Origin of the sequence: Spirillospora sp. CA-294931 (genome assembly GCF_050946795.1) — a bacterium.
Classification (GTDB): domain Bacteria; phylum Actinomycetota; class Actinomycetes; order Streptosporangiales; family Streptosporangiaceae; genus Spirillospora.
Map to the genome: position 1 here is coordinate 1,308,167 of NZ_CP192006.1, position 22,653 is coordinate 1,330,819.

15 protein-coding genes are annotated in these 22,653 nt (G+C 71.7%); 3 read left to right on the forward strand and 12 right to left on the reverse strand.

The annotated features are described in order from the left end of the window. Window positions 1-46: 46 nt before the first annotated feature. Window positions 47-2,890: a helix-turn-helix transcriptional regulator gene (locus ACQPY4_RS06200; protein WP_433333339.1), complete on the forward strand. Its 2,844-nt coding sequence runs from the start codon at window positions 47-49 to the stop codon at window positions 2,888-2,890. 15 nt (window positions 2,891-2,905) lie between these two features. Here ACQPY4_RS06200 and ACQPY4_RS06205 read toward each other — a convergent pair whose 3' ends face one another. The 3 genes from ACQPY4_RS06205 to ACQPY4_RS06215 all read right to left on the reverse strand — a co-directional run bounded on the left by ACQPY4_RS06205 (window position 2,906) and on the right by ACQPY4_RS06215 (window position 4,761). Beyond that, a complete protein-coding gene (locus tag ACQPY4_RS06205) occupies window positions 2,906-3,607 on the reverse strand; it encodes an HD domain-containing protein (protein ID WP_433333341.1) in 702 nt (233 codons plus the stop codon). Further along, window positions 3,607-4,563, reverse strand: a complete 957-nt coding sequence (locus ACQPY4_RS06210; protein WP_433333343.1) for a GlxA family transcriptional regulator — start codon at window positions 4,561-4,563, stop codon at window positions 3,607-3,609. Before ACQPY4_RS06210 ends, ACQPY4_RS06205 begins: the two co-directional genes overlap by 1 nt. A 63-nt stretch (window positions 4,564-4,626) precedes the next feature. Further along, complete coding sequence (locus ACQPY4_RS06215) at window positions 4,627-4,761, reverse strand: hypothetical protein (RefSeq protein WP_433333345.1); 135 nt, start codon at window positions 4,759-4,761, stop codon at window positions 4,627-4,629. A 110-nt stretch (window positions 4,762-4,871) separates the two neighbouring features. On the opposite strand from ACQPY4_RS06215, the gene ACQPY4_RS06220 reads away from it, so the two are divergent. Beyond that, window positions 4,872-6,038, forward strand: a complete 1,167-nt coding sequence (locus ACQPY4_RS06220; protein ID WP_433333347.1) for an amidohydrolase family protein — start codon at window positions 4,872-4,874, stop codon at window positions 6,036-6,038. Between the two features lie 521 nt (window positions 6,039-6,559). On the opposite strand, the gene ACQPY4_RS06225 is transcribed toward ACQPY4_RS06220, so the two are convergent. The 9 genes from ACQPY4_RS06225 to ACQPY4_RS06265 are packed head-to-tail and all read right to left on the reverse strand — an operon-like array spanning window position 6,560 to window position 20,390. Then, complete coding sequence (locus ACQPY4_RS06225; protein ID WP_433333349.1) at window positions 6,560-7,369, reverse strand: SDR family oxidoreductase; 810 nt, start codon at window positions 7,367-7,369, stop codon at window positions 6,560-6,562. Next, a complete protein-coding gene (locus tag ACQPY4_RS06230; protein WP_433333351.1) occupies window positions 7,357-8,607 on the reverse strand; it encodes an acyltransferase domain-containing protein in 1,251 nt (416 codons plus the stop codon). The genes ACQPY4_RS06225 and ACQPY4_RS06230 overlap by 13 nt, the downstream gene beginning before the upstream one ends. Then, window positions 8,604-9,788 carry a hypothetical protein gene (locus ACQPY4_RS06235; protein ID WP_433333353.1) on the reverse strand — a complete coding sequence of 395 codons (1,185 nt, stop codon included), beginning with the start codon at window positions 9,786-9,788 and terminating at the stop codon, window positions 8,604-8,606. The genes ACQPY4_RS06230 and ACQPY4_RS06235 overlap by 4 nt, the downstream gene beginning before the upstream one ends. After that, window positions 9,785-10,963, reverse strand: a complete 1,179-nt coding sequence (locus ACQPY4_RS06240) for an acyl-CoA dehydrogenase family protein (RefSeq protein WP_433333355.1) — start codon at window positions 10,961-10,963, stop codon at window positions 9,785-9,787. The genes ACQPY4_RS06235 and ACQPY4_RS06240 overlap by 4 nt, the downstream gene beginning before the upstream one ends. Continuing rightward, on the reverse strand, window positions 10,948-11,205 hold the full coding sequence (locus ACQPY4_RS06245) for an acyl carrier protein (RefSeq protein ID WP_433333357.1): 258 nt from the start codon (window positions 11,203-11,205) through the stop codon (window positions 10,948-10,950). The genes ACQPY4_RS06240 and ACQPY4_RS06245 overlap by 16 nt, the downstream gene beginning before the upstream one ends. Beyond that, window positions 11,202-12,086 carry a 3-hydroxyacyl-CoA dehydrogenase family protein gene (locus tag ACQPY4_RS06250; RefSeq protein ID WP_433333359.1) on the reverse strand — a complete coding sequence of 295 codons (885 nt, stop codon included), beginning with the start codon at window positions 12,084-12,086 and terminating at the stop codon, window positions 11,202-11,204. The genes ACQPY4_RS06245 and ACQPY4_RS06250 overlap by 4 nt, the downstream gene beginning before the upstream one ends. Beyond that, a complete protein-coding gene (locus tag ACQPY4_RS06255; protein WP_433333361.1) occupies window positions 12,083-12,802 on the reverse strand; it encodes a thioesterase II family protein in 720 nt (239 codons plus the stop codon). The genes ACQPY4_RS06250 and ACQPY4_RS06255 overlap by 4 nt, the downstream gene beginning before the upstream one ends. Beyond that, window positions 12,799-15,120: a type I polyketide synthase gene (locus ACQPY4_RS06260; protein WP_433333363.1), complete on the reverse strand. Its 2,322-nt coding sequence runs from the start codon at window positions 15,118-15,120 to the stop codon at window positions 12,799-12,801. Before ACQPY4_RS06260 ends, ACQPY4_RS06255 begins: the two co-directional genes overlap by 4 nt. After that, window positions 15,117-20,390 carry an amino acid adenylation domain-containing protein gene (locus ACQPY4_RS06265; RefSeq protein ID WP_433333365.1) on the reverse strand — a complete coding sequence of 1,758 codons (5,274 nt, stop codon included), beginning with the start codon at window positions 20,388-20,390 and terminating at the stop codon, window positions 15,117-15,119. The genes ACQPY4_RS06260 and ACQPY4_RS06265 overlap by 4 nt, the downstream gene beginning before the upstream one ends. Window positions 20,391-20,740: 350 nt before the next feature. Here ACQPY4_RS06265 and ACQPY4_RS06270 point away from each other — a divergent pair, with 350 nt between their 5' ends. Beyond that, window positions 20,741-22,651, forward strand: coding sequence for a CocE/NonD family hydrolase (locus ACQPY4_RS06270; protein ID WP_433333367.1), 1,911 nt, complete (start codon window positions 20,741-20,743; stop codon window positions 22,649-22,651). The last annotated feature ends 2 nt before the right edge of the window (window positions 22,652-22,653 follow it).

The window sequence follows — 22,653 nt, forward strand, 5'->3', positions numbered from 1 at the left end:
GTGGACATTGGAGCGGAAGTGTCGAAGCGGGTGGCATTCTTGAGGGGTGAGCCTCAGCGTGGTGAGTCCGGTGCTGGTCGGGCGGGAAGCCGAGCTCGGCGAGCTCCTGGCCGCCTTCGGCGAGGTCCGCGCCGGGTTCGGGAAGGCCGTCCTGATCGGGGGCGAGGCCGGGGTGGGCAAGACCCGGCTGGTCAGCGAGTTCACCCGTCGCGCCGGTGATCAGGATGTGCGCGTCCTGATCGGGGGCTGTGTCGAGCTTGGCGTGGACGGGTTCCCGTATGCGCCGTTCACCGCCGTGCTGCGGCAGCTCGTCCGGGAATTCGGCGCGGACGGCATCTCCGACCTGGTCGGCGGCCGCACCGCCGAGCTGGCCCGCCTGCTGCCGGAGTTCGGCGAGCCCGTCGGCGACGACACCGGGCACTTCCAGGCGCGGCTGTTCGAGCTCGTTCTGACCCTGCTCGACCGGCTGGCCGCGGGCGGAACGGTCGTCCTGGTCATCGAGGACGCCCACTGGGCCGACCGCACCTCCCGCGATCTGCTGGCCTACCTCGTCCGCAACCTCGGCGTCGTCTCGTCGCTGATGATCGTGGTGACCTACCGGTCGGACGAGCTGCACCGCTCGCATCCGCTGCGTCCGCTGCTGGCCGAGCTCGACCGGATCGACCGGGTCGGCCGCCACGAGCTGGGCCGCCTGTCGCGCCGCGAGGTCAGCGAGCTGATGGAGCGGCTGCGCGGGTCCGAGCCCGAGGGCGCGGAGGTCGAGCGGTCCTACGCGCTCAGCGAGGGCAACCCGCTGTTCGTCGAGGCGCTCATGGAGACCGACGGCCGCACCGCCACCGAGCTGCCCGAGTCGCTGCGCGACCTGCTGCTGGCGGGCGTCCAGCGGCTGCCGGAGGAGACCCAGGAGCTGCTGCGCGTCGCGGGCGGGGGCGGCGGGCGCATCGGGCACCGCCTGCTGGCCGCCGTGAGCGGGCTGGGGGAGGACGGCCTGACGCGCGACCTGCGTCCCGCCGTGGCCCGCAACGTCCTGGTGGTCGACGGCGACGGGTACGCGTTCCGGCACGCGCTCATTCGGGAGGCGCTCCACGAAGACCTCCTCCCGGGAGAGCACACCCGCCTGCACATCCGCTACGCCGAGGCGCTCGAAAACGACCCCTCGCTCGTCCCGCCGGGACGGGCCGCCGCCGAGCTGGCCCACCACTGGTACGCCGCGCACCATGTCGAGCAGGCGCTGACCAGCGCCTGGAAGGCCGCCAAGGAGGCCGACCGCGCGGCCGCGTACGCCGAAGACCTGCGTATGCGGGAACGCGTCCTGAAACTCTGGGACCTCGTCCCGAATGCGGCCGAGGTGATCGGCGAGACGCGCGACCGGGTCCTGGAGAGCGCCGTCGCCGCCGCCGACTGGGCCGGCGACAGCGAGCGCGGCGTCAAGCTCGCCACCGCGGCGCTGGAGGAGATCGACGACCCCGTCCGCCGGGCGGCCATCCACGAGCGCCGGGGCCGGATGCGGCACAGGGCCGGGCGCGACGACTGGATCGACGACCTGCGCACCGCCATCCGGCTGCTCCCCGCCGAGCCGCCCACCGTCGCCCGCGCCCGCGCGCTGGCCGCGTTCGCCCAGTACGTGTTCATCGGCTTCGGCAGCGACGAGGCGTTCGCGGCGGCCCAGGAGGCGATCGCCCTGGCCCGGGAGGTCGGCGACCCCGTCGCCGAGGCCAGCGCGCTGCTCACCCTCGCCTGCCTCCAGGAACGCTCCTACGGGACGCTCGTCGACGAGCTGCTGGACCGCGGCGAGAAGATCGCCCTGGAACACGGGCTCGACCAGCAGCTGCTGCGCGCGGCCGTGAACCGCTCGCACTTCCTCGAAGGCGCCGGACGGCACGACGAGGCCGTCCAGGTGGCGTCGCGGGCCATGGAGCAGGCCCGCGAATGGGGCCTGTTCCGCATCCAGGGCTCGTTCCTGGCGATCAACTACGGCGAGTCGCTGTACTCCCTGGGCCGCTGGGACGAGGCCCTCGCCGGCATCGAGCAGGCCCTGGAGTCCGACCCGCCGCGCCACCACAAGACCTGCCTGCTCCTGCTCGCCTCCCACATCCTGCTGGCCCGCGGCGACATCGAGGGCGCGTCCCGGCGCATCGCCGAGTGCCGCAGGCTGGAGGCCTGGGAGTTCGACCGCCGCCTCCAGGAGTACTACCCGACGCTCCGCGCCGAGGCCGAGCTGCTGACGGCCGACGGCCGTCCCGCCAAGGCCCTGGCCGTCCTCGCGGAGATCCTTTCCAGCACCGGCCGCCCGGACGACTCCCGCTACTCCTGGCCCGCGCTGATCTTCGCGGCCCGCACCGCCGAAAGCCCGTCCGACCTGGCCCCCTTCAAGGAACGCGCGGCCCGCACGGCCGTCTACGGCCCGCTCCAGGAGCTGCAGCGCCGCACCTTCGACGCCGAGGCGGCCCGCCTCGAAGGAAAACGCGCCGACTGGGACGCCGTCATCGACGGCTGGGACGAGATCGGCCAGCCCTACTGCCTGGCCCAGGCCCTGGTCAGCGCCGCCCGGTGCGACGCCGCCCACGGCGACCGCGACCGCGCCGCCGCCCTCCTCGACCGGGCGCTGGCCCTGGCCGACAAGCTGGGCGCCCGCGACCTGTGCGCCACCGCCCGCGACCTGTCCCGGCGCCTGTCGAGCACCGGCCCGTCCCAGGGCCTCACCGCCCGCGAGGTCGAGGTCCTGCGCCGGCTCAGCCTCGGCCATTCCAACCGCCAGATCGCCGAGCACCTGTTCATCTCCGCCAAGACGGCCAGCGTCCACGTCAGCAACATCCTCGCCAAGCTCGGCGCCGCCAACCGCACCGAGGCCGCCTCCATCGCCCGCCGCCAGGGCCTACCCCTCGACTGACGCCCGCGGGCCGGGTCAGTCGTTCCAGTCGTTGTCGAGGGTCCAGTAGTCGTAGGGGAGTTCGGGGTGGAGCTGGTGGATGATCTCGCCGGGCAGGGTCATCGCGGGCGCCTTGCGGGGGTCCTTGAGGCCCTGGTCGACCATCGCCTTGGTGAGGGTCCGCAGCCCGCCGAGGCGGGGGTGGGCGGCGTTGACGCGGTCGCCGTAGCCGGGCGGCAGCGGCGCCGGCCCGGTGAGATCGATGCCGATGCCCCTCTGGGCGATGCGGATCTCCGGCGCCCGGCGCCGGGCGAAGACCGGCGAGTCGTGGAAGCCCGCCGAGGTGTGCAGCGCGATGGCGTCCCAGATCGTGTCGACCCGGCCGTCGGTCACGCCCCGGCTCTCCAGGAACCGGGCGGCGAAGTCGGCCCCGTCGATCTCGAACCGCTGGTGGTCGGTGCTGCCCTCCTTGGTGAGGCCCATGTCGTGCAGGGCGCAGATGAGGAACACGACCTCCGTGTCGTAGTCCCGGTGGGGCGTGGCCGCCCTGGCGAACAGGAAGCTGCGCAGGCTGTGGTTGCGCAGGGCCGGGCTCTGCGTGCGGTCCAGCAGCTTCAGGGCGGCCCGGGTCAGGCGCGTGGCGGGGAAGGACAGGTCGGACGCGTGCGCCGTCCCACCGGGGAGGGCGAAGGCGGCTCCGGCGCCGAGCACCGCGCGTCGAGGCAGGGACGAACTCATCAGGACTCCAAAGGCGTGCGTTGGGAGGTACGGAAACGCCGCCGGTAGGCGGCCGGGGGAGTACCGAGGACGCGCAGGAACGTGCGGCGCATCGTCTCGTCGGTTCCGAAGCCGCAGTTCCGGGCGATGGCCGCCGTTCCCGCGTCCCCGGACTCCAGCAGGACCTGCGCGGCCTCCACCCGGACCCGCTCGACGTACTGGGCCGGGGTGAGGCCGATCTCGCGGCGGAACAGGCGGCTCAGATGGCGCTCGCTGACCGCCGCCCGTTCCGCCATCGTGGCGAGCGTGTGCCGTCCGGCCGGTTCGGCGGCGACCGTGTCGAGGAGCCGCCGCAGCGCGGGGTTTCTGGGAGCGGCGGCGGCCCGGACGCTGAACTGCGACTGCCCGCCCGGACGTTGAAGGAACACGACCAGGTGCTTGGCGACCGTCCTGGCGGCGTCCGGGCCGTGGTCGTCCTCGACCAGGGTCAGCGCCAGGTCGATCCCGGCGGCGACCCCCGCCGAGGTCAGCACCGGCCCGTCCCGGACGAAAATGGCGTCAGGCTCCACCTCCACCCGGGGAAAGTGCGCGGCCAGCTCTTCACAGACGGCCCAGTGCGTAGTCGCGCGGCGCCCGTCAAGCAGCCCCGCCTCCGCCACCACAAAGGCCCCCGTACACACCGACGCCACCCGCCGCGCCCGCGCGGCGGCCCCGCGCACCTGCTCCACAAAGGCACCCGACGGGGACTCGCCCGCCAGCGGCGGATACCCCGGCACCACCAGCGTGTCGAGCGGGGGACCGGCCTCGTCCAAGGCCAGCTCGGCCTCCAGGGTCACGCCCACATCCGTCCGCACCGGCCGCCCGTCGGCCGACGCGAGACGGATCCGGTAACCGCCCGCCCCGTGCAGGACCTGCATCGGCCCCGCCACGTCCAGAAGCACCACACCGTGGTCGACCGCCACGACGACGTTTCTCATGTCGGCGAGTCTTGTGGCCCCGTCCGGATGTCCACAAGGACCACTAACCCACGTATCTGGACATCACTCGCGGGCCAGAGCCTCCCCCCACCAGCGCTTGACCCGATCGGGAGTCCAGGAACGCTCGACGGTGAGCGTCGTGTAGACGTCGATGTTGCAGATCGCCGCGTACACGTCGACGGCCTCGGCCTCGGCCACGTCCCGCACCGTCCGGGGGACGATGATCGCCCGGCGCAGAACCCGCCAACAATGATCGTTTTCCTGCCCGGGGCTCGCCTCTCGGCGCGGATGATCTCTAGCGTGGCCGGGTGAGCAGATTCGCGATCCGCGCTCCCCGCTTCTTCGACGGCGAGCGCATGCTGGAGTATCCCAGCGTGGTGCTGGTGGACGAGGGCCGCATCACGGGGGTGGAGCGAGGGACGACGGTGCCGGACGGCTGGGCGGCCCGCCAGCATGACGGCGTCCTGCTGCCCGGCCTGATCGACGCTCATGTGCACCTGTGCGCCGACGGCGGCCCCGCGCCCTTCGACCGGCTCGCCGATCTCACCGTGGAGCAGACGCACGCGACCATCGAGAACTCGCTCAGAACCCACTTGGCGGCGGGCGTGACAACCGTGCGGGACCTGGGTGACTACCGCAACGCGATGCTGACCTGGCGTTCCAGGGCCGTGCCGGGACTCCCGACGGTGGTGGCGTCGGGGACGCCGATCACCAGCGTCGGCGGGCACTGCGCGGTGCTCGGCGGTGAGGTGCGGGACGAACCGCACCTGCGCGAGGCGATCAGACGGCAGGCCGAGCTCGGCGCGGACGTCGTGAAGATCATGGCCAGCGGTGGCGTGCTGACCCCGGGCACCGACACCATGAGCCCGCAGTTCACCGCCGAGGAGCTCCGGGCGGCGGTCGACGAGGCGCACCGGGCGGGCCTGCCGATCACCGCGCACGCGCACGCCCTTTCGGCGGTGCGGCTGGCGCTGGAGGCCGGGGCCGACGGTATCGAGCACTGCACCTGCCTCACGCCCGAGGGCGTGCGGATCGACGACGACCTGCTCGCCGCACTGGCCGAGTCCGGCACGGCCGTCTGCCCGACACTGGGCGCGGACCCGAATGTGGTGGTGCCGCCGCAGGTGGTGGAGATGGCCGCCCGCGCCGGGCTCACGCCGGGCACGCTGCAGAAGGTGGTCACCGGCCTCCACGAGGGCGGCGTGCGCCTGGTGGCGGGCTCGGACGGCGGCATCGCGCCGGTCAAGCCGCACGGACTGCTGCCCGTCACGCTCCAGGAATACAGGCAGGCGGGCGTCCCCGAGACGGCGGCGCTGACCGCCGCCACCTCCGCCGCCGCCGACGCCTGCGGCCTCGGTGACCGCAAGGGCAGGATCCGGCCCGGCTACGACGCCGACCTGGTCATCATGAAGTCCGACGCGCTGGAACCGGTCGCGATCTATCTGGCCGGACATCCGGTTGCGGCAAGCCGATAACACGAGTCCCTAGGTCCCGACGGGCATCAGGGCCCAGACGGTTTTGCCTTTGTCGCCGACCGAGGGACGCGTCCCGGCGGCCTTGGAGTGGGCCGCGACGATGGGGAGGCCACGGCCGGTTTCGGCGCTTTCCGGGGCGTGGCATCGGACGGGGAGTTTGGGGACGGGCCCCAGCATTCGAGAAGCGGGGCCGCGTCCTGGAGGGTGCAGCGGAGGCGGATCTCCTTGCCTCGGGCGGCGACCACGGCGTTGGTGACGATCTCACTCATCACGAGCACGGCGTCGTGGACCAGATTCTCGCCCTCCGTTTCGCTCAGATCGGGGCCGTCGCCCTGTCCAAGCACGACTCCCGCGGTGTGATCCAGCAGACGATGGAGATCTACAAGTGACCGAGTGGCGTAAGAGCTCCCACAGCGGTGGCGACAGCGATCCGGCCTGCGTGGAGTTGGCGAAGTCGGGCGGCGAGGTCTGGGTCAGGGGCTCCAAGGACCCCGAGGGGACGGCTGGAGTTCGGGGCGTCGTCATTCTCCGGGCTGCTGGTTCGGGTGAAGCGCGGGGAGCTCGGCTAGGGCGAGCCAGGGGTTGCCGGGGGCTCGGGGGCCCAGCCAGAGGCCGCCGGTGGCGTCCAGGACGTGGGCCGTTATCCAGCGGGCGTCGTGGGAGGCCAGGAAGGCGACGGTGTCGGCGATGTCGGCCGGGTCGCCGATGCGGCCCAGGGCGGTGGCTCGTTCTACCGCGGCTGTGATTTCCGGGTCGTCCAGCCACTCGGTCAGGTCGGTTCTGGTGAGGCCGGGGGCGACGGTGTTGACGGTGATGTTGCGGGCGCCCAGCTGGTTGGCCAGGACGCGGCCCATGGCGTCCAGCGCTCCCTTGGTCATCGTGTAGGTGATGTCGCGCAGGGCTATGCGGGTGACGGCGGAGGAGATGTTGATGATCCGGCCGCCGTCCGGCATCAGGGGGAGGGCTCGCTGGATGAGGAAGAACGGGGCCCGGACGTTGACGCTGAAGACGCGGTCGAACTCCGTCGGGGTGATCTCGCCTGCCGTTTCTTTGAGGACGGCGGCGTTGTTCACGACGATGTCGAGGCGGCGGTCTTCGAGGTGAGTGAAGAGGGTGTCCAGGCCGTCCTGGGCGCTCAGGTCCGCCCTGATGAGAAAGGCCCTGCCGCCGGAGTTGGTGATTTCGGCGTGGGTTTGCTCGGCGGCGGTCTGGTTGTTCGCGTAATGGACGGCGACCTCGGCGCCGTCGGCGGCCAGGCGTTGGGCGATGGCTCGGCCGATGCCTCGGGAGGCGCCGGTCACCAGGGCTGTTTTGCCGGTCAGGTCGGCCATGGGATCTCCGCTCCGGTCGTCCACAGCCTGCCGACCGTGGTGAGGAAGGCTTCGATGTCCGGTTGGCTTTCGAAGAGGCCCGGCAGGGTGCGCAGGGCCATGCCTTCGGGTGGACGGGACGGGTGGCGCACGGCCAGGTTGGTGAGGGTGCCGCCGGGGCCGAGCTCGACCAGGACGGGGTCGGGGAGCTTCCAGACCTCCGCCAGTTGCTCGGTGAATCTGATCGGCAGCCGGAGGTGGTCGGCCCAGTAGCGGGGGCTGGTCGCTTCCTGTTCGTTGATCCAGGTGCCGGTGGCGTTGGACAGGAAGGGGACGGTGGGCGGCCGCAGCGGCAGCGTGACGAGCAGGTCGTGCAGCGGCTCGACGACCGGGTCCATCATCGGGGAGTGGAAGGCGTGCGAGGTCGAGAGCCGGCGGGACGCGATGTCCTGGGCGAGCAGCCGCTTGCCGATTCGCTCGATCGCGTCGGCGGGGCCCGCCAGGACGGTCAGCTCCGGGCCGTTGAGGGCCGCCACCGAAAGCGGCGGTTCCAGGAGGGGTTCGATGGCGTCGGGCCCGGACATGACGGCGAGCATGGCGCCCTCGGGGAGGTCGGCCACCAGCCGGGCCCGGAGGGCGACCAGGTTGAGGGCGTCGTCGAGGGAGAAGACTCCGGCCAGGCACGCGGCGACGTACTCGCCCACGCTGTACCCCAGGAGGGCGGACGGGGTGAGCCCGAGTGCCTGGGCCATCGCGTACTGCGTGGCGAACGCGAGGGGCTGGGCGACGACCGTCCGGTGGATCTCCTGGGTGGACGCGCGCTGGTCGAAGAGGGCGGCGAGGCCGGGCTTGGTGGGCTCGTCGGCCTTCTCCGGGTAGAGGGCGGTGCGCAGGTCCATGTCCAGCAGTTCGAAGCATCGGTCGAGCGCGTGCCTGAACGGGGGCAGGTTCTCGTAGAGCCCTGCGGCCATTCCCGGGTACTGGTCGCCGACGCCGGAGAACATGAACACGACCGGACGTCCCGGAACGGCCTCCGCGGTGAAGATCCGTTTCGGGTCGCGTTCGCGCAGGACGCGGGCCGCGTCGGCGCCTTCGGCCGCCACCATGACCCGGCGGTGGCGGTCCGGGGGCTGGGTTTGCAGGCAGCGGGCCAGGGCGGTCAGGTCGCTCGAGGTCTCCAGGCGGTCGGCCAGGACGTCGGTGGAGGTTTCGAGCTCGGCGGGGGACGGGGACGACAGCGCGATGAGCTGGGCGGTCACGATGCCAGGGCCTTTCTCGCCTCGCTCGGCCAGCGTCCGGGGTCGAGGCCGTGGCGGCACAGGAACGCGTAGGCGAACCGTTCCAGCCCGAAGCCCGCGCAGGCGGTGTAGACGGGTCCCTCGGGCGTCTCGATCCCGAACGACTCCCCGAAGAAGCGCTCATGGAAGTTGAACGAGCCGACCGCGACGTCCCTCGCGTCGTCGAGAGGCAGCCGCAGCTCGTACTTCGATTCGAGGAGGTGCTGCGACCAGACCCGCTCGGCGGTGCCGGGCTCGATGAAGAACGGGTCGTTGGCGACCTCGCAGAGGCCGCCGAGGCCGAGGGAGTCCACCAGGGCGAAGCTCCGTTCCATGAGGCGGCGCCGGGCTTCGAGCACGAACTCGCGGGAGCCGAGGAACACGATCTCGCGGATCGTGAAGTCCCACAGCCGCTCCAGCGAGCGCCGGTAGCGCGACTCGAACCGGAAGGACTTCCCTCTGGACGTGACCACCAGCGACGGGTCGCCGAGCGGCCGGTCCGCGAGCTGGTGGTAGGTGTGGAAGCACATGGTCGGCGGGAGGCAGTAGTCGTAGTGGTCGCAGTGCGCGCGCAGCCCGTCGGCCACGTCGCCGCCGTCGGCCATCGCGTCGAGGAAGCCGCGGTAGGTGTCGACGTCGCCGTGCAGCCGCGACACGAACATCATCAGCTGCGGGAACGACCGGAAGTATCCGCAGCGGCGCATGGTCTCGACCGGGATGAGCGTCGGGTAGCGGTACTCGCGCGTTTCGAACTCGTCGGCCGCCAGCGTCGTGATGGCGGCGTCCAGCCCGTCCATCAGCGACAGGACGGGTTCGCCGACCGCGATCTGGCCCTCCCCGGTCTCCGACGCCATGCCCCGTCGGAGCAGCTCGGCATAGACGTCGCCGGGCTGGCCGGACGCGGTGTCACCGCGCCAGATCACCTTGCGCGCCAGCGGCTTCTGGTCCAGGACGTCGTTGGCCACGACGAACCGCAGCTTGCGGGCGAGCTGGTCGAGGTCGAGGGCGTCCCGCAGGACGACGTCGACCGCCTCGACCATGTCCGCCGACCGGACGAGCGCGAAGTCGAGGATGGCCTCGGAGACGAAGAACACCCGTCCGGCGAGTTCCGCGGCATGGATCTCCGGGACCGGCGGGTCGAGCGCGATGCGGTGGACGGTCATCGGGCCTCCCCGGACAGGGCGCCCTGGAGGCCCAGCAGTTCGGCGAGCACGCCGCGCTGCACCGACGAGGTCCCGGCGAAGATCGGCCCGCCGAGCGCGTCCCGGAGCTCACGCTCGATGGCCAGGTCCGTCACGTATCCCTGGGCGCCGTGCACCTCGGCGGCGGCCAGCGCGGTCTGCACCAGGGCCTCGCTGATGACGATCTTGGCGATGGTGGCGTCGAGCAGCGCGAACCGGCCCTCTCGCTTCAGCCAGCCCACCCGGTAGAGCAGCAGCCGGGCCGTCTCCAGCCGGATCTTCATGTCCGCGATCTGGTGCGCGACGGCCTGGAAGGACCCGATCGGACGGCCGAACTGGCGCCGGGTGGACGCGCGCTCGACCGAGGTCTCCAAGAGCCGCTCCATCACCCCGACGTGACCGGCGAACATGAACGAGCGCTCCCACTCGATCGTCGAGGTGAAGATCGAGTAACCCGCCCCTTCGCGGCCGATCAGGTTGGCGGCGGGCACCGGGGTGTCGTCGAACTCCACGACGCCCATCGGGGTGGTGCGCAGGCCCATCTTGCCGAGCTCGCGGGCCTTGCGGACCCCGGGCAGGTCGGCGGGCACCAGGAAGGCCGACAGCGCGTTCTGGGCCCGTCCGCCGCCGTCGCCGGTCCGTGCGAACACCACGAACAGACCGGCCTCGGGGCCGTTGCTGATGAAGCACTTGGTGCCGTTCAGCAGGTACCGGTCGCCGTCGCGGACGGCGGTCGTCCGCAGGCTCAGGACGTCCGACCCGGCCTCCGGCTCCGACAGGGCGTGGGCGCCGATGAGCCCGCCGTCGCACAGCGGCTTGAGGAAGCGGTTCTTCTGCTCCTCGGTCCCGTGGTTCAGCAGGTAGACGGCGCAGCCCCACAGATGGTTGCCGATGGCGAAGACCAGGCCGTTGTCGCGGCAGCCGTAGCCGAGGGCCTCCAGGGCGATGATCGTGGTCAGCGGGTCGAGGCCGCCGCCCCCGTATGTGGTGGGGACGGGCCAGCCGAGCACCCCGAAGTCGGCGCACCTGCGCCAGTCCTCGATGGGGAAACGGCCCGTCCGGTCGTCTTCGGCGACGGTGGCGCCCAGCTCCTGCCGGGCGAAGGCGATGATCTCCCTGCGCAGCCCGCGCTGCTCCGGAGTCAGCTCGAAGTCCACGCGGCCGTCCGTTTCCGGTCCACGAAGGCGGCCACCGAGGCGATCGAGGCGATGTTGGCGAAGTCGAGGTCCTCGCTCTCCATCGGCACCTCGAAGGTCCGCTCGATCCACATGACCAGCTGCACCGCGAACAGCGAGTTCACATGGCCACCGGCGAACAGGTCCTCCTCGTCGTCGACGCGCACGCCGTTCACGTGCCGGGAGATGAACTCGCGCACCTGACCCAGTTCCTGGTCGTTCACGTCGTTGAATCCCTCCTCGATGGGCCCGGGGTGGTCTCGTAGGAATGGAATCCCCGGCCGGTCTTGCGGCCGTGCAGCCCGGCGTCGACCAGCGTGCGGAGCAGCGGGCACGGCCGGTACTTGGGCTCGTTGAGGTTGTCGTAGAGGACCTCGAGCGAGAACAGCACGGTGTCGAGCCCGATGAGGTCGGCGGTCGCCAGCGGGCCCATCGGGTGCCCGAAGCACTCGCGGAACAGCCGGTCGATGTCGGTGGCCGAGGCGGCGCCCTCGTGCAGCAGGAAGATCGCCTCGTTGACGGTGAGCATCAGGACCCGGTTGGTCACGAAGCCCGGGGAGTCGCGCACCACGACGGTCTTCTTGCCGACGCCCGCCAGCAGCGCCGTGGTGCGCTCGATCGTCTCGTCCGAGGTGTGGTAGCCGCGGATCACCTCGACGGTGGGCTTGAGCGGCGCGGGGTTCATGAAGTGCGTGCCGACGACGCGGGGCGCCCGGCGGGTGAGCGAGGCGATCCGGGTGATCGGGATGGCCGAGGTGTTCACGCCGAACGGCGTCCCGGACGGGCAGATCCCGTCGAGCTCGGCGTAGAGCCCGCGCTTGGTCTCCCAGTTCTCGGTGACGTTCTCGACCACGTACTCCACGCCGACCAGGTCTTTGAGCTCGGTGGTGAAGCGGATGCGGTCGAGGACCTCGTCCGGCTCCCGCTTGGGGACGGACCGGCGCACCAGATGCGCCGTCCGCACGCTCTGGCCGATCTCCTCGCGGGCCCGCCGGAGGATGTCGTCGGCCAGATCGACCAGCACGACCTCGTGGCCGCCCTCGGCGAACAGCTGGGAGACGCCGGTGCCCATGGTTCCCGCGCCCACTACGCCAACTCGGATCATTCGAGAGGTTCCTTCAGGAGGGTTTCGAGGAGGACGAGCAGCTCGTCCCGCCGGTCACGGAGGTAGAAGTGGTCACCCGGCAGCACGCGCAGGTCGAACGTCCCGGTGGTGTGATCGCGCCAGCCGCGCATCCGGCCGGTGTGGCGGTCCCTGTCCCCGCCGACCGCGGTGATCGGGCAGTCAAGCGGCGCGCCCGGTCCGTAGCGGTAGGTCTCCAGCACTTCCAGATCGGCCCGGAAACGGACGAGCGTCTGCGCGAGGAACTCCGGGTCGGCGCGGACCGCCTCGGGCAGCGCGCCCCACGACCGGTCGATCTCGGCGAGCAGCTCGGCATCGGGCAGCACGTGCAGCGCCGGCCCCTCGACGGCCTCGGCCGGCGGCGGACACGCCGACACCACCAACCGAACCGGCCGGTCGCGCAGGGCTCGGGCGGCCTCGAAGGCCACGAGTGCTCCGAGGCTGTGCCCGAAGAACGCGCAGGGGCGCTCGAAGGGCACCGACTCGACGATCGCCTCGACGAGGCGGGTCATGCGGGTGAAGGGCGGTTCGGCCAGCCGCGACTCGCGGCCCGGCGGACGCAGGCCCCACACCTGGACGCCCGGCAGCGCGTCCGACCAGCGCACGTACTCGGCGGGGCCGCCGCCCGCGTGCGGGAAGCAGTAGAGCTGGACGCCCGCGTCGGGTCGCCGTTCGCGACAGGCCAGCCACGGGGTCATCGCACCGCCATCCGATCCTCGATCAGCGCAGCGAACGCGGACGCGGTCGGGGCCTCGAACATCGACCGCAGGACGAGTTCCACGGGAAACAGCTTCCGGGCGCGCACCAGCAGCTGGGTGGCGATGAGCGAGTCGCCGCCGAGATCGAAGAAGCTGTCGTCGGGATCGACGACCGGCAGGCCCAGGAACTCCGCGAACAACCCCGCCACCACCTGCTGGACGTCGTCGGCCGGGCTTGTTTCGTCGAGGTGCGGGTCGTCGAGGTCCACGAGGTAGCGCCGGCGTTCGAAGGGGTACGTCGGCAGCCGTACCCGGGAGCGCGGCTCGCCGTCGTGGACACCCGTCCAGGTGAGCGTGACCCCGGCCAGCCACAGCCGTCCTGCGGTGGCGAGCATCGACGGACGGTCGGCGGGGCCGATCTCGACGACGAGATGGGCGGGGTCGGCGGCCTCGCTCTCCTCGCACGGGCGGGCGCCCTCCGCGACCAGCCGCAGCGCCTTGGGCAACGGAAGCGCACCGGTCACGGTGGCCGCGACCAGCGAGCCCACGCCCGTGCCGAGCGCCGTCGCGGGCCGGACGCCCCAGGAGATCCAGAGCCTGGCCAGTGCGTATGCGTGGACGAACGCGTCCACATCCTCGTCTCCCGGGGTGATGTGCCCACGGCACTCCTCGACGGCCCGGCGGAACTCCGGTTCGGTGTGGTCGCTTCGTCCCGGGGGGCCGGGGAAGCGGAACGCGACCGGCCTGGCCTGGGGCAGGCCGCCGGAGGTGACCAGCTGTTCGGGGGCGGCTCCGCCGAGGACGCGCACGGCGTCCTCGAGGTCGCGCACGACCGCGAACCGGCGGACGGGATGCTCCCGGCGTCCGGTCTGCAAGGTCCACGCCACGTCGGCCAGGCACAGGTCCGGACGTTCGCGCAGGTGGGCGGCGAGACGGCCGGTCATGGCGTCCAGTGCGGTGGGCGTCCTGGCCGACAGCGGCAGGAGCTGCCAAGGCCGCGCCGGGACGGAGGCGTGCGGCTCCGGCGGCTCCTCCAGCACCATGTGCGCGTTCGTCCCGCCCATGCCGAACGAGCTGACCCCGGCGCGCCGGGGGAACTTCACGGGACGCCAGTCGCGCGGCTCGGTGACCACCTCGAACGGGCTCGCGGCGAAGTCGATCTCGGGGTTCGGCTCGGTGAAGTGCAGGCTGGGCGGGATCCGGCCGTGTTCGAGCGCCAGCACGGTCTTGATGAGCCCGGCCCCGCCCGCGGCCGCGTCGGTGTGCCCGATGTTGGTCTTGACCGAGCCGAGGCCGCAGAACCCGCGCTTGGTGGTGCTGGAGCGGAAGGCCCTGGTCAGCGCGGCCACCTCGATGGGATCTCCGAGGGGAGTGGCGGTGCCGTGCGCCTCCACGTAGGTGATCGTTTCCGCGTCCACTCCGGCGATGAGCTGGGCGGTCCGGATCGCGGCGGACTGGCCCTCGACGCTGGGCGCGGTGTAGCCGATCCGGTCCGAGCCGTCGTTGTTGACGGCCGATCCGCGGATGACCGCGTGGATCGGGTCGCGGTCGGCCAGCGCCTCGGGGAGCCGCTTCAGCACCACGACGCAGGCGCCGTCGCCGCCGACCATGCCCGAGGCGGCGGCGTCGAACGTCCGGCAGGTGCCGTCCGCGGCGAGGATGCCGCCCTCGGTGTAGTGGCCCGGCTCCCCGGGGACGTGGATCGCGGCACCACCGGCGAGCGCGAGGTCGCAGTCTCCGGCGAGCAGGCCCTGACCGGCCAGGTGCACGGCCACCAGCGAGGTGGCGCACGCCGCGCGGACGGTGACCGCCGGGCCGCGAAGGCCCAGCTTGTAGGCCACGCGCGAGCAGAGGAAGTCGGTTCCGGTGGCCAGCCGGATCTCCCAGTCGGTCACCGAAGGTAGCCGGTCGCGCCGCGCCGTGAGGACCGCCGCGTACGAGGTGTCGCCGCCGCCCGCGTACATGCCGATGACGCCGGGATTCCTGGCCGGGTCGCAGCCCGCGCTCTCCAGCGCCTCGACCGCGCACTCCAGCATGATCCGGTGCTGCGGGTCGAGGATGCGGGCCTCGCGCGGCGAGACACCGAAGTAGTCGGCGTCGAACCACTCGGCGTCCTGGACGAAGCCACCGGCCGGGACGTACGCGTGGCCGGAGGCGTCGGTGCGCTCGGGGAGGCGGGTGACGGTGTCGCGGCCGTTGATCAGGTTGTCCCAGAAGCGGTCGACGTCGCCCGCTCCCGGGAAGCGGCAGGACATGCCGACGACGGCGAGAAAGGCGTTCTCGCCGTCGGCCTCCGCGTGCTCGTTCGGGTCGGTCATCGCGCTCCACCTCCTTCGGTACCGGACGTCCGCGCGCGCTGGGCCCGCCGCGCGCCCAGCCGGGTCAGGCCGCTCCTCCTGTCCTGAACCCCGTGGACCTCGTCCGGCCGGTCACCCGTATGGCCGTCGATGTGGCGGGCGAGAGCGCGCACCGTCGTGTACTGGAAGCACTCGACGATGGTCGGGCCCCGGCCAAGGAGTTCGACGAGCCGATCGCGGACCCGGTGGACCAGCATCGAGTGCCCGCCCAGGTCGAAGAAGTTGTCGAGCACGCTCACCCGGGGGAGCTTGAGCACCTCGCCCCACACCTCGGCCACGACCCGTTCGGTGGGCGTGGCCGCGTCCTCGTGGCTGCCCTGGACGAACGGGTCGGGGACGGGGAGGGCGGCGTGGTCGACCTTGCCGTTGGCGTTCAGCGGGATCCGGTCGAGCCGCACGCAGGCCGCCGGGACCATGAAGCTCGGCAGCTCGCGTTCGAGGTGCGCGCGCAGGTCGGGGGGAGACGGGATCTCGTCCCCCGGATACGGCACCAGATAGGCCACCAGCCGCTTCTCGTGTCCGGGGCCGTCGTCGCGGACGGCCACATGGGCCTGCGCGATGGCCGGATGGCGGCTGAGCACCGTCTCGATCTCGCCCGGCTCCACCCGGTTCCCGCGCAGCTTGACCTGCGCGTCGGTGCGGCCCATGAACTCCAGCGTGCCGTCCGGCCGGTGCCGGGCCAGGTCACCGGTGCGGTAGAGCCGTCCGCCGGGCTCGGTGCCGAACGGGTCGGGGACGAAGCGCTCGGCGGTGAGCGCGGGCTGACCGAGGTAGCCGCGGGCGACGCCCGTCCCGCCTAGGTACAGCTCGCCGCGCACTCCCGGCGGGACGGGGCGCAGTGCCGCGTCCAGGACGTACGTGGTGGTGCCGGTGATGGGGCGTCCGATGTCGGGCAGTTCGTCGTCCGGCCCGGCGGGGGACACCGTGCCGGTGGTCGAGAAGACGGTGTCCTCGGTGAGGCCGTAGGCCAGGACGAGCTGGAACGGGGTGCCGGCGTCCGGGCGGCGGCGGAACACCTCGCCGCCCGTCTGGAGGTACCGCAGGGACGTATCCGCGGGCCAGGGGAGGGCGAGCAGCGCCTCGCCCAGCGCGGTGGTGAGGAAGGTCGTGGCGATCCGGTTCTCGATCAGCCAGTTCTGGAGACGTGCGGGGGACAGCCGGGTCTCCTGGTCCGCGACATGGACGCTGGCGCCCGCGGTGAGGGCGGGCCAGATGTCCATGATCGAGGCGTCGAAGGCGGGTGCGTTGACCATGGCCAGGCGGTCGGCCGGGCCCACCCCGTATTCGCGCCGGTACCAGGCGGTGAAGGTCGCCAGCGACGCGTGCTCGACCATGACGCCCTTCGGCCGTCCCGTCGAGCCGGAGGTGTACATGACGTAGGCGAGCTGGTTGCCCCGTATGGGCGGCAAGGGTTTGGAGCTGGCCGGGAGGTCGTCCAGGAGCACCCCGGTGACGCCGCTCGGGACCGCGTGCTCCGCAGCGGTCACCACCACGGTCGTGCCGGCGTCCGTGCACAGCAGCGCCAGCCGGGCGGCCGGATGGTCGGGATCCAGGGGGAGGAACGCCGCGCCCGCCTTCATGATCCCGAGCTCGGCCACCACCAGCTCGACGCCGCGCGGCAGCAGCACGCCGACCACCGAGTCCGGGCCCGCCCCCAGCTCGCACAACCGCGCCGCGAGCCGGTCGGCCCACTCGTTCAGCTCGCGGTAGGTCAGCGTCCGGTCGCCGTCCCGTATGGCCGTCGCGTCCGGGACCCGGCGCGCCTGCCGCGCCACCGCCACGGGCACGAGCGGCTCGGCCGGGTCGGCGAGGTCGCCACCGCCCCACTCGCGCAGGATCTGGTGACGCCGCCGCTCGCCGAGCAGCGGCAGATCACCGACCCGCGTTTCCGGATCGGCCAGCGCGCGCTCCAGCAGCCGGACGTATCCGTCGAGCATCTCCCGCATGACCGGGGACTCGAAGACGTCGGTGTCGTACTCCCAGAGCAGGGTGATCCGGTCGTCGATCCGGTCGCTGCCGCCCATCCGGCTCTGGGCACGCGGGATCATCACCACGTTGAGGTCGGTCTTCGCCGAACCGTTGGCGCGTTCGAACAGCGTGCCCGCCGACCCGGCGAAGTCGAGATCCGGCATCGGGGTGTCGTTCGAGCTGAACATCACCTGGATGAGGGGACTGCGGGTCGCGTCCCGCTCGGGATTGAGGAGCCGGATCAGCTCGGTGAAGGGGAACTCCTGGCCCGCCTCGGCGTCGAGCACCACGTCGCGGACCCGCTGGACCAGCTCCCGGAACGTGGGGTCGCCACCCAGGTCGCAGCGCAGCACGACGGTGTTGACGAACATGCCCAGCGACCGCTCGGTGCCGCCCACGCCGCGGTTGGCGAAGCCGGAGGTCACGCAGAGGTCGTCGGCGCCGCTGTAGCGGTGCAGCAGCGACACGAACCCCGCGAGCATGGCCATGAACGGGCTCACCCGCTCCCGGCGGCACAGGTCCCGGAGCGCGGCCGGCAGCCCGGCGGGCAGATCGGCCCGGATCGTGTCGCCCCGGAAGGTCTGGACCTCGGGGCGGACGCGCCGGGCGGGCAGCTCCATCGGCGCGGGGAGGTGCGCAAGGCGCTCGGCCCAGCGCGCCCGCCGCGCCCGCATCGCCGCCGAGCCGATCGCGTCCCGCTGCCATCGGGCGTAGTCGCCGTACTGGACGTCCAGCTCAGCGAGCGGCGAGGGGTCGCCTTTGGCGAAGGCCCCGTATAGCGCGGTCAGCTCGTGCATCAGCACGGAGAACGACCACCCGTCGTGGACGACATGGTGCTCCACCACGACCAGCTCGTGCTCCCGCGGGCCCAGCCGGATGACCGTCCAGCGCATCAGCGGAAGCCGGGACAGCTCGAACGGCCTGCGCAGATCGTCCCCGACCAGCGCGTCGAGCCGTTCGTCCCGGGCCCGCGCGGGCAGCCCGCTCAGGTCGGCCTCGGCGACGGTCACCGGCTCCGGCGGGTGGACGACCTGGTGAAGCCGCCCCTCGTCCTCGTGGTAAGTGGTGCGCAGGATCTCGTGCCGCCGGACGATCTCGGTGACCGCCCGGTTCAGGACGGCCACGTCCAGCGGTCCGGCCACCCGGATGGTGGTCTGTGTCTGGTAGGCGATGCTCTCCGGGGCCAGCCTGCTGTGGAACCACACCTGTTCCTGCTGGTAGCTCAGCGGCGCTGGGCTCTCGGCACGGCTTCGCGTGAGGGGCGGGAGAGCGGGACGGGCCGTCTCCGGCGTATCCAGGAGCCCGGCGAGTTCGCGCACCGTCGGATGGGCGAAGACATCACGGACGGCGATCGCCCGGTCCAGGAGCGAACCGACCCCGGTGACGACCCGGGCGGCGCTGAGGGAGTGCCCGCCCAGCTCGAAGAAGTCGTCGTCGATGCCCCCGCCCGGGGTGGCGAGCGCCTCCCGCCAGATCGCGAGCAGGGCACGTTCCATCTCGGTGCGAGGCGGCGCGTAGGGCGCGGCGGCCCGGCCCTGGAGCGGGTCGAGGGCGGGAAGCGCGGCCACGTCGATCTTCCCGTTGGGGTGCCGGGGCAAGGCCCGGAGAAGGACATAGGCGGCGGGGACCATGGCATCGGGGAGCGCCGCCCGCAGATGCGCGCGCAACGAAGCCGACGCGGGAATCCGCCGGTCGTCGTGCGGCTCGACATAGGCCACCAGCCGCGTCTCGCCCGACACGGCGCCGTCCTCGCCCCGCACATGGGCGCGGGCCACCTCCGGATGGGCGTGCAGCACGGCCTCGACCTCAGCGGGCTCCACCCGGTGCCCGCGGATCTTCACCTGCCGATCCACCCGCCCGACGTACTCCAGCTCGTCACCGGGCCCTCGCCGGACGAGGTCGCCGGTGCGCAGCAGCAGCTCGTCGGGCCGTCCGGGATGCGGGACGAACCGCTCGGCGGTCGCCTCCGGCCGTCCGGGATAGCCCCGGGCGAGGGCCGTCCCGCCCACGTACAGCTCGCCCGTGCCACCCGGGGCGACCGGCCGGAGTTCGGCGTCCAGGACGAACACCGCACAGCCCGCGATGGGCGTTCCGATGGGGAGCGTCTCGCCGGCCGGGACCTCGCCCGGCTCGAAGGCACGCGACGTCACGGTGATCGTGGTCTCGCTCAGACCGTACGCGTTCACCACCGGGACGGCGGCGTGCCGCCACCACCCGGCGAGCGTGCTCGTGGCGGCCCGCTCGGTGCCCACCACCAGCAGCCGGAGGCTCCCGGGCAGGGGCCGCGGATCCCGGTCCAGGTCATGGACCCATTGACGCCAGTACGGGGTCGGGAGGTTCAGCACGGTCACCCCGGCCGCCCGGACGAACCCTTCGAGAACGTCCGACGGCGCCGCCGGATCGGGTGTCACCACCACCCGCCCCCCGGCGAGCCAGGTGGGAAAGACCTCCTCGGCCAGCACGTCGAAGGCGGGCGAGGCGAACTGCAGGACGCGATCGGACGCCGTCAGCCCGTACCGGCGTCCCATCTCGCGCGCATGGTTGACCAGCGACCGATGCGTGACCGCCACCGGCTTGGCCCGCCCCGTCGACCCCGAAGTGAACACAACATAAGCCAGCCCCTCCCCTCCCACAACAGCGCTCGCCACCCCCTCCGGAGCGAGCGCGGTGGCGGCGCCTGAATCGGCCGTCAAACGGAGCACGACAACGTGCGTGTCGGCGTCAGCGGCGGACGTGTCCGCCTTCGGCTGGGCGTCGCCAGCGGGCGGGCCCGTCTGCGGCCGGGGCTTGACGGTGGGTGTGTCGGCATTCGGCGGGGTCGCGGCGGCGGCGTGCGTGACGGCGTCAGCGGCGTGCGGGTCGGTGTCCGGAGGGGGCTTGGGGGCGGCGTTGAGTTGGTTGGGAGTGGTGAGGCCGCTGAAGCGTGGGGCGTGGTGGGGGTCGGTGACGATCAGGCGGGCTCCGGCGTCGTGGAGCATGTGTTCGGCTCTGGACGGGGGGTCGTCGACGTCCAGGGGGAGGTAGGCGGCCTGGGCCTTGAGCGTGCCGAGCATGGCGACCAGGAGGTCGGCTCCGCGGGGGAGGGCCAGGGCGACGACGACCTCGGGGCCCGCGCCGTGGTCGCGTAGGAGGCGGGCCAGGGCGTCGGCCCGCTCGTTCAGCGTGCGGTAGGAGATCTGGCGCGCTCCATCCATCACGGCGATGTCGCCGGGCGCCGCCAAGGCCCGGGCTTCGATCAGGTCGTGAATGGCGGGTTCCGGCAATGACCTATGGGCGGCGCCGCCCCGTGGTCCAGGTTTCATTCGGCAACCTCATCTGCCCCATAGCGCCCGAAACCGGCGGTGCCGAATCTACCTGCGCGATCATCGGTGTCAACAAGGCGGTTGATGATCATTTATCGGACGCCGGACACGCTGTGTCATGAGGTGATGGTAAAGGAATGTTAATGTCCCTGGTCGCGCTGCCGAGTGGTGAGAAAGCGATGGTGGTCGGCATGAATGAGCGGGTGAAGTAATAGTGTCCACATCCGGCCACACTTGTTGTCAGCGGTCAAGTTATTGCTTTTAACAGGGGGGTGACCGGACCGGACGATCAAAGAGGGGTGCGGCCTGTGATGGGTTCCAGAGCGGGACGGTACCGGGCCCTCATGGGCGCCGGACTCGCCGCGATCCTCGTGTTCTCCCTGTCAGCGGCGCGGCAGACCGGCGTGGACGCCGGGCAGGCGGGGCCGTGCGCGGTCACCGTGCAGAAGGACGTGCCGGACCGCATGCGCGACGGGACGATCCTTTCCGCGGACGTCTATCGGCCGAAGGCCAAGGAAAAGGTCCCGGTCGTTCTCATGCGCACGCAGTACGGAAAGAGCGGACCGCCCAACGCTCCCCATCGCTTTATCTCGCCGTTCTGGCTGGCTAGCCAGTGTTATCTGGTGGTAGTCGAAGATGTGCGCGGGCAGTATGCCTCAAAGGGCACGTTCTATGAATTCGAGCAGGATCAGAATGACGGCTACGACTCCGTCGAGTGGGCGGCCCGACTGCCCGGCTCGAACGGGCGCGTGGGAATGTACGGGTCGTCGTACGTCGGCGCCGTGCAATGGCTGGCGGCCGGGAAACTCCCGCCCCACCTGGTGACGATCGTGCCCTTCAACACGTCCAGCGACTACTACGAGGGCTGGACCTACGAGGGCGGGCAGTTCCGGCTGGGGTTCATCGAGCCGTGGGCGGCCCACACCATCGTGCACAGCGCGGCGGTGAACAGGGGCGACACCGCGCTCGCCAAGGAGCTGGAGACGGTGAGCCTGGACATCGGGAAGTGGATGGCGCACCGGCCGTACCGGACCTTCCCGCCGTTCCGTCCGGACGACCCGAAGGTGGCCCCGTACTTCTTTGACTGGATCAAGCATTCCACCAACGACGCGTACTGGAAGCGCTGGGCCCCCGAGCGTTATCACTCCAAGCTCAAAATCCCCGTCCTGCATTTCGAAGGCTGGTACGACTCCTTCCTCGACGGCGGGATCCGCAACTTCACCGGCATGGTCGAACGTGGCGGTTCCCCGCAGGCGCGGGCCGGTCAGCGCCTCGTCATCGGCCCCTGGGACCACAACAGCTGGGCGTTCCCGCCCTGCTGCGGCCCTTCACCGATGCTGAAGGCCATCGGCCCGGTCGGTAACAGCCCGGCCGACCGGGTGATGCTCGCCTGGTTCGACCATTACCTCAAGGGCCGTTCCAATGGCGTCAGCAACGGCCGGCCGACGGTCGACTACTTCGAGATGGGATCCAACGTGTGGCGGCGGGCCGGGGGCTGGCCCGTCCCCGGCACGCGGTTCACCAAGTACTACCTGAGCAGCGGCGGCCACGCCGCCACACTCCTCGGCGACGGTCAGCTCACCACCCGGCCACCGGACCGCGTCCAGCCGCCGGACGCCTACACCTACGACCCCCGCAACCCGGTTCCCTCGCTCGGCGGGCACTCCTGCTGCGACAGCCTCGGCGGCCAGCAGGGAATGTTCGACCAGCAGCCCATCGAGCAGCGCCCGGACGTCCTGGTCTACACCAGCCCCGAGCTGACCGCCGACACCCACGTCACGGGCCCCATCAGCGTCGACCTCTACGCGTCCTCGTCGGCGAAGGACACCGACTGGACGGCCAAGCTCGTCGACGTCCACCCGGACGACACCGCCGCCAACCTCAACAACGGCATCCTGCGCGCGAGCTTCCGGGCCTCGTCGAGCAAGCCCACCCCGATCGTCCCCGGCAAGATCTACAAGTACACGATCAAGATCTGGCCGACGTCCAACCTGTACAAGGCGGGGCACCGGATCCGGCTGGAGATCTCCTCCAGCGACTATCCGCAATACGCGCCGAACCCCAACACCGGGGAGCCGTTCGGCGCGAGCGATCGGCAGCGCGTCGCGCACCAGAAGATCTACCACGACCCGGCCCACCCGTCCTCGGTCACGCTGCCGCTCATACCGGCGGACAAGGTCGGCCCCGCCTACCAGCGCGTCCCGACCGAGGGGCTCAGGTAGCC